Origin of the sequence: Streptomyces sp. NPDC006476, assembly GCF_040612015.1 — a bacterium.
Lineage (GTDB): Bacteria > Actinomycetota > Actinomycetes > Streptomycetales > Streptomycetaceae > Streptomyces > Streptomyces griseorubiginosus_B.
Map to the genome: position 1 here is coordinate 21,562 of NZ_JBEXPK010000005.1, position 14,840 is coordinate 36,401.

Consider the following 14,840-nt stretch of genomic DNA (forward strand, 5'->3'; position numbering starts at 1 on the left):
TGGTTTTTTCATGAGTTCAGTTGGCCCGGTACGGGCCGGGGGGCGTCGTGCCGCGCGTCAGAGCAGTGGGCGAAGGAAAGCCGGGCGAGGTGTCGAAGCTCCATTGGGGCTGCTGCCGTTGCCGCCCACGGACAAGGAGAAGTACTCCTACGCCCGAAGGAACCTGTGGATCCTGACGATCTGCTCGTTGATCAGCTTCTGCTGCCTGGTGGTGAGCCAGTTCAAGCTGGCCCAGTCCACGCCGGTCCTGTGGATCTACACGCCGCTGCTGGTCTTCACGGTGGTCTACTACCTGGTGTCCCTGCGGGTGAACGGTTTCACCAGGGACTTCGACATCGCCCACCACAAGCAGCTCGTGCACAACTGGCGACCCGAGGTCTACCCCACGGTGGACGTGTTCCTTCCGGTGTGCGGAGAGCCCATCGAGGTCCTGCACAACACCTGGCGGCACGTCCGGCAGATGGCCGACCACTACCCCGGTGTCTGTGTCCCGTTCGTCCTGGACGACGGCGCTGACCCGCAACTGAAGGCGATGGCCCGCGACTTCGGGTTCCGGTACGGCACCCGGGAGAACCGCGGCTGGTTCAAGAAGGCCGGCAACCTGCACTTCGGGTTCGGGCAGTCCGACGGTCAGTACATCCTGATCCTGGACGCCGACTTCACCCCGCGCGCCGACCTGCTCGAAGAGCTGCTGCCGTACATGGAGTCCGACCCGTCCATCGGCATCGTCCAGTCCCCGCAGTACTTCCGCGTGCTCGACTCGCAGAACTGGATCGAGCGCGGCGCGGGCGCCGTGCAGGAGCTGTTCTACCGGTCGGTGCAGGTCTCCCGGCAGGGCAGCGACGGAGCGATCTGCGTCGGCTCCTGTGCCGTGTACCGGCGGGCCGCGCTGGAGACCAACGGCGGCACCACCCTGATCGAGCACTCGGAGGACGTGCACACCGGGTTCGACCTGCGCGGCCTCGGCTGGGACCTGCGCTATGTGCCCGTCGCCGTCTCCACGGGAGTGTGCCCGGACACCGCCGGCGCCTTCTTCAACCAGCAGTACCGCTGGTGCTCCGGCTCGATGAGTCTGCTCGGCAGCAGGAAGTTCTGGGAGCGCAAGATCAAGCTCTCCAGCCGCCTGTGCTACATGTCCGGGTTCTTCTACTACATCCACACGGCGCTGTTCACCTTCGCCGCACCGGTCATCCCGATCGTGCTGCTGGTGATGATGCCGGACAAGCTCAAGGTCGAGCATCTGCTCCTGGTGGTGCCCAGCATCGTCTACACCACGATCGTCTTCCCCATGTGGCACAAGGCGCCCTACCGCCTGGAGGCATGGGCCGCCCGCATGATGTACGGCTGGGCGCACGTCTTCGCCATCTGGGACATCCTGCGCAAGAACCGGATGGGCTGGCAGCCCACCGGCTCCTCCGGCGCCAAGAAGAACAAGACCCGCCGCTTCTGGATCGGCATGTGGGTCTGGAGCGGCGGCACCGCGCTGATCTGGGTCGTGGCGGCGGTCTACCGGACGTTCACGATGGACGCCCCGAACTTTGCCCTGGTGCTGTCCTCCGGAGTCTTCTACGCCCTCGTCGTGGGCCGCGTGCTGGTCCAGCCGCGGGAAAGGGCGGCAGCCTGATGCGCCTCCTCACTCGTACCCGTACCGCCCTGACGGCCGTCGTGCTGGCCGCGCTGACCCTCAGCGGATGCTCGCTGCTCGGGGACGACGGGGGCAAGCCGTCGTCGGCCGGGCACGCCAAGACCGAAGCCGATCCGTCGGGGAGCGGGAACAACGACGTCCCCTACGACGTCACACCGCTGCTGAAGCCGGCGAAGAAGTACTACGGTGCGGCTCTCCCGGGAGCGCCGAACTCCCTCAAGCCCGTCGAGGCGTACACCGGGATGACCGGCAAGCAGCCGAACCTCCTCGAGTACTACGCGGCCTGGGGTGACGGCTTCGATGCCAGCGGAGTGCGCGCGGCCTGGAAGGAAGGCGCCCTGACGCTGATGTCCTGGGAGCCCTTCGACACCACCCTCGCCGACATCGCGGCCGGCAAGTCGGACGCGTACCTCAAGAAGTACGCGACCGCGGTCCGCAAGCTGAACCTGCCCGTGGTGATCGACTTCGCCGACGAGTTCAACGGGCACTGGGAGAAGTGGGGTACGAAGTACGTCACCCCCCAGCAGTTCGTGGCGGCCTGGCGGCACATCCACGACACGTTCGCCGACGTCGGAGCCTCGAACGTGATCTGGGCCTGGGCGCCCAACATCATCAACCCGGTCAAGAACGTACAGCTCAAGCCGTACTACCCGGGCGACGCCTATGTGGACTGGGTCGGCTTCGTCGGCTACTGGACGATCGACCAGGACAACGCCTTCAGCAGTGTCTTCGGACCCACCATCGACGAGGTCCGTACCTTCACCAAGAAGCCGATGCTCCTCCTGGAGACCGCGGCGATGGCGGGGGAGCGGCGACGGGCCGACATCCGCAACCTGTTCGCGGGTGTGGAGGCCGACGACAACATGCTCGGCTTCATCTGGTTCAACCAAAAGAAGCGTGCCGACTGGCGGTTGGAGGCGAGCCCGCTGGCACTCAAGGAGTTCAAGCGCCTCGCCGCTGACGACCGTTTCGGCTTCGACGTACGGAAGCCGTGATGACCTCCAAAAACGATCACTACTCGCCCCAGCCGCCCTACGATCCGTACGCCGAGGACGACGCCGGCGGCTGGTTCAACTCCAACGGTGTGCCCCCGAGGCAGTACCAGCAGCAGGAGTACGAAACCCGGCAGTCCGTGGACCAGCAGCCGTACCAGCCGTACCAGCCCTACGCCGCCGGCATCCCGGAGCAGCCGCAGGCCGGTTATGACGACCAGCCGACGTACGCCCTGCGCACGGTCCAGTACCAGCAGGTCCCGGACGACGAGCCCGCGTACCACATCCCCGAGACGCCGGAGGCCGGCTGGGAGATGGAGGCGAGTCGGCGACGGGCCTGGGTCAGCCGGGCGGTGCTGTTGTGCATCCTGGTCGTCCAGGCGGCGCTGTCGCTGCGGCTTTCCAACACCGCGTTCCAGGATGAGGCGCTGTATCTGGCGGCCGGTCACTCCGAGCTTGCCAACCTGCTCCACGGCACCCCGCTGCCCCGCGACTACGCCGCGTACTTCTCCGGCTCGCCGCAGCTCTACCCGGTGCTCGCCGCGATCGTGGACTCGAAGTTCGGGCTCGCGGGGGCGCGGACGCTGAGCCTGTTCTTCATGCTCTGCACCACCGGACTGCTGTACTCCTTCTCCCGGCGGCTGTTCAACGAACGGGCCGCGCTGGCGGGCGCGGCGCTCTTCGCGGTGATCCAGTCGACCGTGGTGATGGGCTACTTCGCCACCTACGACGCGTGCGCGGTGTTCCTGCTGGCCCTGACCACCTGGATCGTCGTGCGCACGGCCCGTGCCCCGGTGATCACGGTGCTGCTGGCCGCACCCGTCGCCGTCCTGGCGGTCGGCGTGAAGTATGCGTCCGCGCTGTACCTGCCGACCATCGTCGTGCTGGCGCTGCTCACCGGGTGGCCCTACAAGGGGCGTAAGGCGTTCCTGCGGATGGTCCTGCTCGCCGCCGGTATCGGCGGTCTGCTGGTGGCGGGCATGTACACCACCAACTTGATGGACGGTGTGCGGCAGACCACGACCAACCGTGTGCACGGCACCGACACCACCGAGTTCCTGCTGACGCAGTCCGCCAAGTGGGGCGGGCTGATGTTCCTCGCGGCCGTCGGCGGCGCCGTCTCCTATGTCCGGCGCAGCCGCATGAACGAGTCTCCGCAGGCGCTCAGGCTCGGCGCACCCGGCTGGCGGTGGCGGGCCCTGCTCGGCATCGTGCTGTGCGGAACGGCGCTGCTGGCACCGGCGTACCAGGTCCACCTCGGGACCGTGGTCTCGCTGTTCAAGCACGTCGGCTTCGGCCTTCTGTTCGCCGCGCCGATGGCCGGTGTCGGCGTGACCCGCCTGGTGGGGGCGCACTTCCGCTACCCGCAGCTCGGCATCATGCTCTGGACCGCGATGCTGTGCCTGGGCATCCAGCAGGCGGACTGGCGCTTCGACATCTGGCCGAATTCCAGCAAGATGATCAGTGCCATCCAGTCCCATGTGAACTCCAAGGGCACCTACCTGGCCTCGACGCCGGAGGTACCCGTCTACTACCTGCGCGAGAAGTCCACGCACCGGCAGTGGAACAGCCTCTTCGGCATGGAGTACAAGGACAAGAAGGGCAAGTACTACAGCGGCGATCAGGCCTACAAGGAGGCCGTCAAGGACGGCGACTTCGACCTGATCGTGCTCGACGGGCTCACCAACCCGAGGGTGGACCACATCGTCGCCGCCGCCGTGAAGGGCAACGCGCACTACCGACTGCTGGCCGAGATCCCGTTCCGCAACGCGAACGGGACCAGCGAATACCGCATCTGGCTCAAGACCTCATGAACACCCTCTCCATCGCAGGAAACACCGTGCCCATGCGGCTCACAGTCATCGGCACCGGCTATCTCGGTGCCACCCACGCCGCCTGCATGGCGGAGCTGGGACACGAGGTGCTCGGGGTCGACGTGGACCCCGACAAGGTCGCCGCACTGCAGGCGGGGCGGGTGCCATTCCACGAGCCCGGGCTGCCGGAGCTGATCGCGAAGCACACCGCGAGCGGACGGCTGCGGTTCACCACCGACTACGCGGCGGCCGGGGCCTTCGGCGAGGTGCACTTCGTGTGCGTCGGCACTCCCCAGCGCTCGGGTTCCGAGGGCGCCGACCTGACCTACGTCGACGCGGCCTTCGCGGCCATCGCCGAGCACGCGGCCGACGGGGCCCTGCTGGTCGGCAAGTCGACCGTGCCGGTGGGGACGGCGGAGCGGCTGGCGGCGCTGCACGAGGGCGCCGAGGTCGCGTGGAACCCGGAGTTCCTGCGCGAGGGCTTCGCCGTCGAGGACACGCTGCGGCCGGACCGGCTGGTGTTCGGGGTACGGTCTTCGCGCGCGGAAGCGATCCTCCGCGCGGTGTACGCCCCCGTCCTCGACGCGGGCACACCGCTGGTCACGGCCGACTTCCCGACCGCCGAGCTGGTCAAGACGGCCGCCAACGCCTTCCTCGCCACGAAGATCTCCTTCATCAACGCGATGGCCGAGGTCTGCGAGGCCGCGGGCGGCGACGTCGGCGTCCTGGCCGAGGCGATCGGCCACGACGACCGGATCGGCCGGAAGTTCCTGCGCGCCGGCATCGGCTTCGGCGGCGGCTGTCTGCCCAAGGACATCCGGGCCTTCGCGCACCGCGCCGGGGAACTGGGGGTCTCGCTGGACTTCCTGCGGGAGGTCGACGCGATCAACATGCGCCGCCGCGACAAGGTCGTCGACGTGGCGCGCGAGCTGTGCGGGGGTTCGGTCCTGGGGGCCCGGATCGCCGTGCTCGGAGCGGCCTTCAAGCCCGACTCCGACGACATCCGCGACTCGCCCGCCCTGAACGTGGCCGCCCGGCTGCGTCTCGACGGCGGCGACGTCACCGTCTACGACCCCGAGGCGCTGGACAACGCCCGCAAGGCGTTCCCGCTCCTCGGTTACGCGCTGTCGGCCGAGGAGGCCCTGCGGGGAGCCGACCTCGTGCTGCATCTGACCGAGTGGCCGCAGTTCCGGGAGATCGACCCGGAGCATGCCGCCGGGCTCGTGTCCCGTCCGCTGATCGTTGACGGCCGGGGGGTGCTCGACGCGGACCGCTGGACCGCGGCGGGCTGGTACTTCCGGGCGCTGGGCAGACCCGCGCCCGCTGGGGAGAGGTCCCTTCGGGGCCTCTAGGGAGGGAAGAGAACGGACATGACGAGCCTCGACAGACACCCGGGCGTCCGCGTCACCGTGGTGATGCCCACCTACAACGAGGCCGCGAACCTGCCGCGGATGGCCGAGCTGGTGCTCGGGCTGCGGATCGACGGGCTGCATCTGAAGATCGTCGACGACAACAGCCCCGACGGCACCGGCCGGATCGCCGAGGAGCTTGCGGAGAAGTACAACTGGGACGGCTACCGCATGAGCGTGCTGCACCGGACCGAGAAGGACGGGCTCGGGCGGGCCTACGTGGCGGGCATGAGCGCCGCGCTCGACGAGGGCGCCGAGTACGTCGTGCAGATGGACGCCGACGGCAGCCACCCCGTGGAAGCGGTCCCACGGATGCTCGGTACGGCCATCGCGTCCGGCGTGGGCCTGGTCGTCGGCAGCCGGTACGTCGAGGGCGGCTCGCTGGACGAGGAGTGGGGCAAGCACCGCGTCCTGCTGTCCCGGTTCGCCAACCGCTACGCCCGGACCGTGCTCGGCACCAAGATCCGGGACATCACCGCCGGCTTCAACCTCTGGTCGGCCGCGACGCTGCGGGACATCGACCTCGCGACCCTGGACAGCGCCGGCTACAGCTTCCAGGTCGAGCTGAAGTTCAAGGCCGTCCGGGCCGGGCACAGCGCCGTGGAGATCCCGATCCGCTTCGAGGAGCGCACCGAGGGCGTGTCCAAGATGAACCTGTCGACGCAGATCGAGTCGGCCGTGATGCCGGTGCGGCTGCGGCTGCGCAACCGGCGGGGCTGAGCGCCACCGTGAGCGGACGGCATGCGCTTCCGTCGCGGACGGGGAAGCTGTACGGCGAGATCGCGAAGTTCGGCCTGGTGGGAGCCTCGGGGTTCGTGGTGAACCTCGCGGTCTTCAACGCCATCAGGACCTTCACGCAGTGGCAGACGGTCCGGGCGAGCGTCGTGGCGACCGCCGTCGCGATCCTGACCAACTATCTCGGCCTGCGGTACTTCACGTACCGCGAGCGGACCCAGGAGGACCGCGGCAGCAAGCGGAGGGAGATGTCTCTCTTCCTCTTCTTCAGCGCGGTCGGCCTGGTCATCGAGAACGGGGTCCTCTACGCGGCCACCTACGGGCTGGGCTTCGACGGCACGATCGCCAACAACGCCAGCAAGTTCGTCGGCATCGGCATCGCGACCCTGTTCCGCTTCTGGTCCTACCGGACGTGGGTCTTCCGGACGGCCGCCCCGCCGGCCGACGACCCGGTGCCGTCCTACCCGGAGCCCGTGCTCAGCGGGGCCTGGGAGCGGAGCTGACCGGACCGGCGCGCCTCGACGGCGGGCCGGTCAGCCGTTCGCGGCGGCCGAGGCCTGTGCCTCGCCCCGCCGGTTGATCTGGCGGAACGTGAACAGTTGCAGGTCGTTGCCGGCGGCGAAGACGTTGGTGGAGTTCTTCGTCACGTCCTTGCCGTTGGTGAAGCCGACGGTCGTGAAGTAGGCGTAGCGGCCGTAGGAGTTGGCCGTGGTGAGGCAGGTGGCGGCGTTGCAGAAGTCCTTCACGCCCTTGCCGGGCAGGGACGTGACGAAGCCCTTCTTGTCCGACTGGGTCCTGGCCTTGGCCGCCTGGGCCTGGGTGTCGAAGACGGCCACGCCGACCGTCACCGCGACGCCGTCCTTGCTGTAGGTGACGCGCAGCAGACGGGTGCAGTCGTTGCCGGTGAGGATGGCCGGGAGGGTGCCCTTGGCGGCCGACGCGCAGTTCTTCGTGTCGGCTGTGGCGCCCTTCTTGTAGACCGCCGAGCCCATGGTCAGCTGGGAGCCCGGGAAGAGGGTCTCCACGCTGAGCGGGGCCGTGTCCTTGGCCTTGCTGGAGATGAACTCCTTCGGGTCCAGCGGGGGCGGCGCACTGGTCGGCGCGAAGGACGGGGCCGAGGCGCTGCTGCTGGGGATCGAGGCGCTCGCGGGCAGGTTGGACGGGCTCCCGGAGGCGTTGTTGTCGCCGTTGGCCGACACGACGGCCATGGCGACGGCGGTGCCTATCGCGATGGTGGCCACCGCGGCGCCGCCTATGAACAGCAGCCGGCGCCTTCTGTTGCGGGTCTCGGACGCCTCGGCGAGCGCCGCCCAGTCCGGCGTCCGGCTGTCGCCGCCGCTGTTCCACGGCTGCTGGGATTGCGGTTTCCAGGGATCCCACTGGGACTGAGGTCCCCCCTGCTGCCCAAAGCTCATGGGGCGCATCTTAGTGGGGGTGCTCGTGGTGCCGGTGGGCCTGTGGACAACGGGCTCGTTTTGACCCACCCGGATGACCCCGGTATTCTGCTTGTTCGTTGTGTATTGGCTTGCTCATTCTCACGGGACGGGCCCTTACACCGGTCCACCGGGCCGATGACCAGCAACCCCACGTACGCGGTATGCGTCGCCGCAGTGGTCCAGGCTGTCGTGATCGTTTCGGTGACCTGTTCAGGACCATTCACTCGAAGCGAAGGCTACGAACCGTGCGTACGTACAGCCCCAAGCCCGGCGATGTGACGCGCCAGTGGCACGTCATCGACGCTCAGGACGTTGTCCTGGGCCGTCTCGCCACGACCGCCGCGTCCCTTCTCCGGGGCAAGCACAAGCCGATCTACGCCCCTCACGTCGACACCGGTGACTTCGTCATCATCATCAACGCCGACAAGGTGCACCTGTCCGGCAACAAGCGGACCCAGAAGATGGCGTACCGCCACTCCGGCTACCCGGGTGGTCTGCGCTCCGTCCGCTACGACGAGCTGCTGGCGAAGAACCCCGAGAAGGCCATCGAGAAGGCCGTCAAGGGCATGCTCCCCAAGAACACCCTGGGCCGTCAGATGCTCACCAAGCTGAAGGTCTACTCGGGCGACCAGCACCCGCACGCTGCCCAGCAGCCGGTGCCGTTCGAGATCACCCAGGTCGCGCAGTAAGTCCGGCCACCCCCTAAGACTGAAGAGAATCTGAGGAGCATCGTGGCCGAGACCACTGCCGAGCAGCCGCTCGAAGAGCTTGACATCGACAGCTACACCACGGAGTCGGACGTCCCCGTCGAGGGCGAGTACACCTCCGAGTCCCTCGCGTCCCGCTTCGGCGACCCCCAGCCGGCCGCCGGCCTGGGCCGCCGCAAGAACGCCATCGCCCGCGTCCGGATCGTCCCGGGCACCGGCAAGTGGAAGATCAACGGTCGCACTCTCGAGGACTACTTCCCGAACAAGGTGCACCAGCAGGAAGTCAACGAGCCCTTCAAGGTGCTCGAGCTCGAGGGCCGCTACGACGTCATCGCCCGCATCGCCGGTGGCGGTGTCTCCGGTCAGGCCGGTGCGCTCCGTCTCGGTGTCGCCCGCGCGCTGAACGAGGCCGACGTCGACAACAACCGCGGCCCGCTCAAGAAGGCCGGCTTCCTCCGCCGCGACGACCGTGCGGTCGAGCGCAAGAAGGCCGGTCTGAAGAAGGCCCGCAAGGCCCCGCAGTACAGCAAGCGCTAAGCTTCGCTGCCTGCTCTTCCGCGAACGCCCCGGCGGCACGCCACAGTGCTGTCGGGGCGTTCGTTTATCACCGTCGGGGGCGTATAACGGCACAAGACGCTCAACGGCTTGTGTGATCGGATGCCGCTATCCGATGGGTGTACGCCGCCCGTAACTGACGTTTCCTCAGGAGGACAAGTGGGACGACTCTTCGGCACGGACGGCGTACGGGGCGTCGCCAACGCGGACCTGACGGCCGAGATGGCGCTCGGTCTGTCGGTCGCGGCGGCGCACGTGCTGGCCGAGGCGGGAACGTTCGAGGGCCACCGGCCAACGGCGGTCGTCGGACGGGACCCCCGTGCGTCCGGGGAGTTCCTGGAGGCCGCGGTCGTCGCCGGCCTCGCGAGCGCCGGCGTGGACGTGCTGCGCGTCGGTGTGCTGCCGACGCCCGCGGTGGCGTACCTCACCGGCGCGCTCGGCGCCGACCTGGGCGTCATGCTCTCCGCCAGCCACAACGCCATGCCCGACAACGGCGTCAAGTTCTTCGCCCGCGGCGGCCACAAGCTGGCCGACGAGCTGGAGGACCGGATCGAGGCGGTGTACGACTCCCACCGGCACGGTGAGCCCTGGGAGCGGCCCACCGGGGCGGGCGTCGGACGGGTGCGGGACTACGAGGAGGGCTTCGACAAGTACGTCGCCCATCTGATCGCCGTACTCCCGAACCGGCTGGACGGGCTGAAGATCGTCCTCGACGAGGCGCACGGCGCGGCGGCGTGGGTGTCGCCGGAGGCGTTCTCCCGGGCCGGGGCCGAGGTCGTCACCATCGGCGCCTCACCGGACGGGCTCAACATCAACGACGGCTGCGGCTCGACCCACCTCGACAAGCTGAAGGCCGCGGTCGTCGAGCACGGGGCGGCGCTCGGTATCGCGCACGACGGTGACGCGGACCGGTGCCTGGCCGTGGACCACACCGGCGCTGAGGTCGACGGCGACCAGATCCTCGCCGTACTCGCGCTGGCCATGCGGGAGCGGTCCGTGCTGCGGGCCGACACCGTGGTCGCGACCGTGATGTCCAACCTCGGGTTCAAGCTGGCGCTGGAGCGGGAGGGGCTGACGCTCGTCCAGACCGCGGTCGGGGACCGGTATGTGCTGGAGGAGATGAAGCAGCACGGCTACGCGCTCGGCGGCGAGCAGTCCGGGCACGTGATCATCCTGGACCACGCGACGACCGGAGACGGCACGCTGACCGGACTCATGCTGGCGGCGCGGGTCGCGGAGACGGGCCGGTCGCTGCGGGACCTCGCGGGTGTGATGGAGCGGCTGCCGCAGGTGCTGATCAATGTGCCGGACGTCGACAAGTCCCGGGTGAGGACGTCCGCGGAGCTGACGGCGGCCGTTTCCGAGGCCGAGCGGGAACTCGGGTCCACCGGGCGGGTGTTGCTGAGGCCTTCCGGGACGGAGCCGTTGGTTCGGGTCATGGTCGAGGCGGCCGACATCGATCAGGCTCGGTCGGTGGCGGGGCGGCTGGCCGACGCGGTGAAGTCGGCGTTGGGGTAAGGGCTGAGCCGGGTCCGGGATGGGGGGATCTCTGGCGCCCCTTACGGGGCGCTGATCTTCCGGCGTTGCAATGTCCACAGCCATTTCTGGGTCAGGAGTGTCGCTGTGCCGGCCAGGACGATGCCCATGAGGTTCAGGAGCAGTTGTTCCGTCGATCCCCAGGCCTGTCGGTACTCGGTGTAGGCGAAGGCGACGGCCGCGTTGGCGGCGGCCGGGACCGTGGTGACCGAGATGGCCACGCCCACCAGGAGGCCCGACTTCGCCGAGGTCAGCGAGAGGGTGCCGGCGATGCCGGCCAGGACCGCCACGACGAACGAGAAGGCGTCGGGGCGGTAGATGAAGTTGGTGTTGGGCCGCTCGGCCGCCAGCCGCACCTTGGTGAACAGGTTGATGCTGTCCATGACGTAGGTGAAGCCGACGGTGATCAGCATGGCCACCGCGAAGCCGACGAGCAGCGCGATCAGCGAGCGCAGGGCCAGGCGCGGATGGCGCTGGACCACCGAGGTGCAGATGCCGGCGAGCGGGCCGAACTCCGGGCCCACCGCCATCGCGCCCACGATCAGGATGGCGTTGTCGAGGACGACACCGCAGGCCGCGATCATGGTGGCGAGGGTGATGAAGGCGACGTAGGTGACCGAGAGCGTCGACTCCTCGTGGGTCGCGTCGGTCAGCTGCTCCCAGAGCACCGCGTCGGCGCCCTCGCCCGGCGCCTCCTCCTCCGCCTTGTCGGCCCGCTTGGACAGCGACAGGTCGATGTTCTCGACGGCGATGGAACCGGTCCGGTCCAGTCCCAGGTCCCGCAGCGCGCCGATCAGTTCGTCGCCGGCCTCACGGGCGACATCGCACATCACCACGTCCCCGGCGGGGTTGCGGGCGGCGCCGGGCAGGACGACGAGATGAGTCGTCCCGACCGTCTTCTCGATCAGGCGGACCACGTCGTCGGTCCTGCCGGCCGGGGTGATCAGGCGCAGGTGCAGCATGGGCGCAGACTAACGGTCACAACTTGCGCAGGCTCAGGCGCTGGACCTTGTGGTCGGGGCCCTTGCGGACGATGAGGGTGGCGCGGCCGCGGGTGGGGGCGATGTTCTCGACCAGGTTCGGCTTGTTGATCGTGCGCCACAGGGTGCGGGCGTAGTCGAGGGCCTCCTCCTCGGAGACCTGGGTGTACTTCCTGAAGTACGAGTCCGGGTTCTGGAAGGCGGTCTGGCGCAGCTTCTTGAACCGGCTGAGGTACCAGCGCTCGATGTCCTCGCCGCTCGCGTCGACGTACACACTGAAGTCGAAGTAGTCGGCGAGACCGACGCGGGTGCGGCCGTCCTTGCCGGGGAGGGCGGGCTGGAGGACGTTGAGGCCCTCGACGATGAGGATGTCCGGGCGGCGGACCGTGAGCCGCTGGTCCGGCACGATGTCGTAGATCAGGTGGGAGTAGACGGGGGCGGTGACCTCGTCCTTGCCGGCCTTGATGTCGGCGACGAAACGGGTGAGGGCACGGCGGTCGTACGACTCCGGGAAGCCCTTGCGCGACATCAGGCCGCGGGCCTGGAGCTCCCGGGTGGGCAGCAGGAAGCCGTCGGTGGTCACGAGCTCGACGCGGGGGTGCTCCGGCCAGCGGGACAGGAGCGCCTGGAGAAGACGGGCGACGGTCGACTTCCCGACGGCCACCGAACCGGCGACGCCGATGACGAAGGGGGTGCCGGACTGGGAGCCCTGCTCGCCCAGGAACGTGTTCAGGGCCCCTCTCAGCCCGTCCGTGGCGCCGACGTAGAGGTTGAGGAGCCGGGAGAGCGGGAGGTAGATGTCCCGCACCTCGTCGAGGTCGATGACGTCACCGAGACCGCGCAGCTTCTCGACCTCCTCGGCGGTCAGCGGCAACGGCGTCTTGTCCCGCAGCGCGCTCCACTCGGTTCGGGTGAGGTCGACGTAGGGAGTCGCCTCCGGCCTCTGCCGGTGGGCGCTCCGGGGCATCGAGGAGACCGGAGAGATCACAGTCCATTGTTAACGGAGTTTGAACGGGGTGGGGGGTGGGGTGCGTCACGCTCGTCCGCGCGGGTTCAAATGGCCGCAGGAATTTCCGATTTCGGGCACGATCGCTGCCTTTCCGACGGTGATTCGGCCGTAGGCTGCGGGCCATGTGCGGAATCGTGGGATACGTGGGGGCGCAGTCGGCGCTTGATGTCGTGATGGCCGGGCTGAAGCGGCTGGAGTACCGGGGGTACGACTCGGCGGGTGTCGCCGTGCTGGCGGACGGAGGGCTGGCGGCGGCCAAGAAGGCCGGGAAGCTGGTGAACCTGGAGAAGGAGCTGGTCGACCGGCCGTTGCCGACGGGTTCGACCGGCATCGGGCACACGCGGTGGGCCACGCACGGCGGACCGACCGACGCGAACGCGCATCCGCATCTCGACAACGCGGGGCGGGTCGCGGTCGTCCACAACGGGATCATCGAGAACTTCGCCGTGCTGCGGGCGGAGTTGACGGAGCGGGGCCACGATCTCGCCTCCGAGACCGACACCGAGGTCGTCGCGCACCTGCTCGCCGAGGAGTTCTCGTCCTGCGCCGATCTCGGCGAGGCCATGCGGCTGGTGTGCCGGCGGCTGGAAGGCGCGTTCACCCTCGTGGCGGTGCACGCGGACGAACCCGATGTGGTCGTGGGCGCGCGGCGGAACTCCCCGCTGGTGGTGGGCGTTGGTGAGGGTGAGGCGTTCCTGGCCTCCGACGTCGCCGCGTTCATCGCCCACACGCGGTCGGCGATCGAGCTGGGCCAGGACCAGGTCGTCGAGGTGCGCCGCGACGGCGTGACGGTGACGGGCTTCGACGGTGCGCCCGCGGAGGTCCGGTCCTATCACGTGGACTGGGACGCCTCCGCCGCGGAAAAGGGGGGCTATGACTACTTCATGCTCAAGGAGATCGCCGAGCAGCCCAAGGCGGTCGCCGACACGCTGCTCGGCCGTATCGACGCCGGCGGCTCGCTGACGCTGGACGAGGTGCGGATCAGCGCCTCGGAGCTGCGCGAGGTCGACAAGGTCGTCATCGTCGCCTGCGGTACGGCCTTCCACGCAGGGCTGATCGCCAAGTACGCCATCGAGCACTGGACGCGCATCCCGTGCGAGGTGGAGCTGGCGAGCGAGTTCCGCTACCGGGACCCGATCCTGGGCGCGCGGTCGCTCGTGATCGCCATCTCCCAGTCCGGCGAGACGATGGACACGCTGATGGCCCTCCGGCACGCCCGCGAGCAGGGCTCCAAGGTCCTGGCCATCTGCAACACCAACGGCTCGACCATCCCCCGGGAGTCGGACGCGGTGCTCTACACGCACGCCGGTCCGGAAGTGGCGGTCGCGTCGACGAAGGCCTTCCTGACGCAGCTGGTCGCCTGCTACCTGGTCGCCCTCTACCTGGGCCAGGTGCGCGGCACCAAGTGGGGCGACGAGATCGGCGCCGTGATCCGCGACCTCGCACGGATCTCGGTCGAGGTCGACCGCGTCCTGGAGACGATGGAGCCGGTACGGGCGCTTGCGCGGTCCCTCGCCGACAAGAACACGGTGCTCTTCCTCGGGCGGCATGTCGGCTACCCGGTGGCCCTGGAAGGCGCGCTGAAGCTGAAGGAACTCGCCTACATGCACGCCGAGGGCTTCGCGGCGGGCGAGCTCAAGCACGGGCCGATCGCGCTGATCGAGGAGGACCTGCCGGTCGTGGTAGTGGTGCCCTCGCCCCGGGGCCGGTCCGTCCTCCACGACAAGATCGTGTCCAACATCCAGGAGATCAGGGCGCGGGGTGCGCGGACCATCGTGATCGCGGAGGAGGGGGACGAGGCGGTGGTGCCGTACGCCGACCACCTGATCCGCATCCCGGCGACCCCGACCCTCCTCCAGCCCCTGGTCGCCACGGTCCCGTTGCAGGTGTTCGCCTGCGAACTGGCGACGGCCCGCGGCAACGAGGTGGACCAGCCGCGGAACCTGGCGAAGTCGGTGACGGTGGAGTGAGCGGGCGGCGGTAGAACTTCCGGGCGCGGAAAGGGGCGTACGGCCGCAAGGC

At 68.8% G+C, this 14,840-nt stretch carries 13 protein-coding genes; 10 read left to right on the plus strand and 3 right to left on the minus strand.

Annotated elements, in window-relative coordinates; all coding sequences use genetic code 11:
- Nucleotides 1-208: 208 nt before the first annotated feature.
- Genes ABZZ74_RS07300 through ABZZ74_RS07325 form a run of 6 tightly spaced genes read left to right on the plus strand, consistent with a single transcriptional unit; the run spans nucleotide 209 to nucleotide 7,098 of the window.
- Entirely contained in the window at nucleotides 209-1,624 is a 1,416-nt protein-coding gene (locus ABZZ74_RS07300) for a glycosyltransferase family 2 protein (protein ID WP_133043527.1), read from the plus strand.
- Nucleotides 1,624-2,640, plus strand: a complete 1,017-nt coding sequence (locus ABZZ74_RS07305; RefSeq protein WP_356762323.1) for a glycosyl hydrolase — start codon at nucleotides 1,624-1,626, stop codon at nucleotides 2,638-2,640. The genes ABZZ74_RS07300 and ABZZ74_RS07305 overlap by 1 nt, the downstream gene beginning before the upstream one ends.
- Nucleotides 2,640-4,451, plus strand: a complete 1,812-nt coding sequence (locus ABZZ74_RS07310; RefSeq protein WP_356762324.1) for a glycosyltransferase family 39 protein — start codon at nucleotides 2,640-2,642, stop codon at nucleotides 4,449-4,451. Before ABZZ74_RS07305 ends, ABZZ74_RS07310 begins: the two co-directional genes overlap by 1 nt.
- Nucleotides 4,452-4,483: 32 nt before the next feature.
- Nucleotides 4,484-5,803: a UDP-glucose/GDP-mannose dehydrogenase family protein gene (locus ABZZ74_RS07315; protein WP_356762325.1), complete on the plus strand. Its 1,320-nt coding sequence runs from the start codon at nucleotides 4,484-4,486 to the stop codon at nucleotides 5,801-5,803.
- A gap of 18 nt (nucleotides 5,804-5,821) precedes the next feature.
- Nucleotides 5,822-6,580, plus strand: coding sequence for a polyprenol monophosphomannose synthase (locus ABZZ74_RS07320; protein WP_356762326.1), 759 nt, complete (start codon nucleotides 5,822-5,824; stop codon nucleotides 6,578-6,580).
- Nucleotides 6,581-6,588: 8 nt separating this feature from the next.
- Nucleotides 6,589-7,098 carry a GtrA family protein gene (locus ABZZ74_RS07325; RefSeq protein WP_356762327.1) on the plus strand — a complete coding sequence of 170 codons (510 nt, stop codon included), beginning with the start codon at nucleotides 6,589-6,591 and terminating at the stop codon, nucleotides 7,096-7,098.
- A 30-nt stretch (nucleotides 7,099-7,128) separates the two neighbouring features.
- On the opposite strand, the gene ABZZ74_RS07330 is transcribed toward ABZZ74_RS07325, so the two are convergent.
- Nucleotides 7,129-8,010 (minus strand): hypothetical protein, encoded by an 882-nt coding sequence (locus tag ABZZ74_RS07330; RefSeq protein WP_356762328.1) that lies wholly within the window; start codon nucleotides 8,008-8,010, stop codon nucleotides 7,129-7,131.
- Between the two features lie 266 nt (nucleotides 8,011-8,276).
- On the opposite strand from ABZZ74_RS07330, the gene rplM reads away from it, so the two are divergent.
- From rplM to glmM, 3 genes are all read left to right on the plus strand, one after another.
- Nucleotides 8,277-8,720, plus strand: coding sequence for a 50S ribosomal protein L13 (gene rplM, locus ABZZ74_RS07335; RefSeq protein ID WP_015658443.1), 444 nt, complete (start codon nucleotides 8,277-8,279; stop codon nucleotides 8,718-8,720).
- 42 nt (nucleotides 8,721-8,762) lie between these two features.
- Complete coding sequence (rpsI, locus tag ABZZ74_RS07340) at nucleotides 8,763-9,275, plus strand: 30S ribosomal protein S9 (RefSeq protein WP_123974782.1); 513 nt, start codon at nucleotides 8,763-8,765, stop codon at nucleotides 9,273-9,275.
- Nucleotides 9,276-9,452: 177 nt separating this feature from the next.
- Nucleotides 9,453-10,811 carry a phosphoglucosamine mutase gene (gene glmM / locus ABZZ74_RS07345; protein ID WP_356762329.1) on the plus strand — a complete coding sequence of 453 codons (1,359 nt, stop codon included), beginning with the start codon at nucleotides 9,453-9,455 and terminating at the stop codon, nucleotides 10,809-10,811.
- A gap of 41 nt (nucleotides 10,812-10,852) precedes the next feature.
- On the opposite strand, the gene ABZZ74_RS07350 is transcribed toward glmM, so the two are convergent.
- Together ABZZ74_RS07350 and coaA are read right to left on the minus strand one after the other, a co-directional pair.
- Complete coding sequence (locus ABZZ74_RS07350; RefSeq protein WP_356762330.1) at nucleotides 10,853-11,791, minus strand: DUF389 domain-containing protein; 939 nt, start codon at nucleotides 11,789-11,791, stop codon at nucleotides 10,853-10,855.
- A 16-nt stretch (nucleotides 11,792-11,807) separates the two neighbouring features.
- A complete protein-coding gene (gene coaA, locus ABZZ74_RS07355; RefSeq protein WP_133043269.1) occupies nucleotides 11,808-12,797 on the minus strand; it encodes a type I pantothenate kinase in 990 nt (329 codons plus the stop codon).
- A 143-nt stretch (nucleotides 12,798-12,940) separates the two neighbouring features.
- Between coaA and glmS the strand changes: the two genes are divergently transcribed.
- Nucleotides 12,941-14,788 carry a glutamine--fructose-6-phosphate transaminase (isomerizing) gene (gene glmS / locus ABZZ74_RS07360; protein ID WP_356762331.1) on the plus strand — a complete coding sequence of 616 codons (1,848 nt, stop codon included), beginning with the start codon at nucleotides 12,941-12,943 and terminating at the stop codon, nucleotides 14,786-14,788.
- The last annotated feature ends 52 nt before the right edge of the window (nucleotides 14,789-14,840 follow it).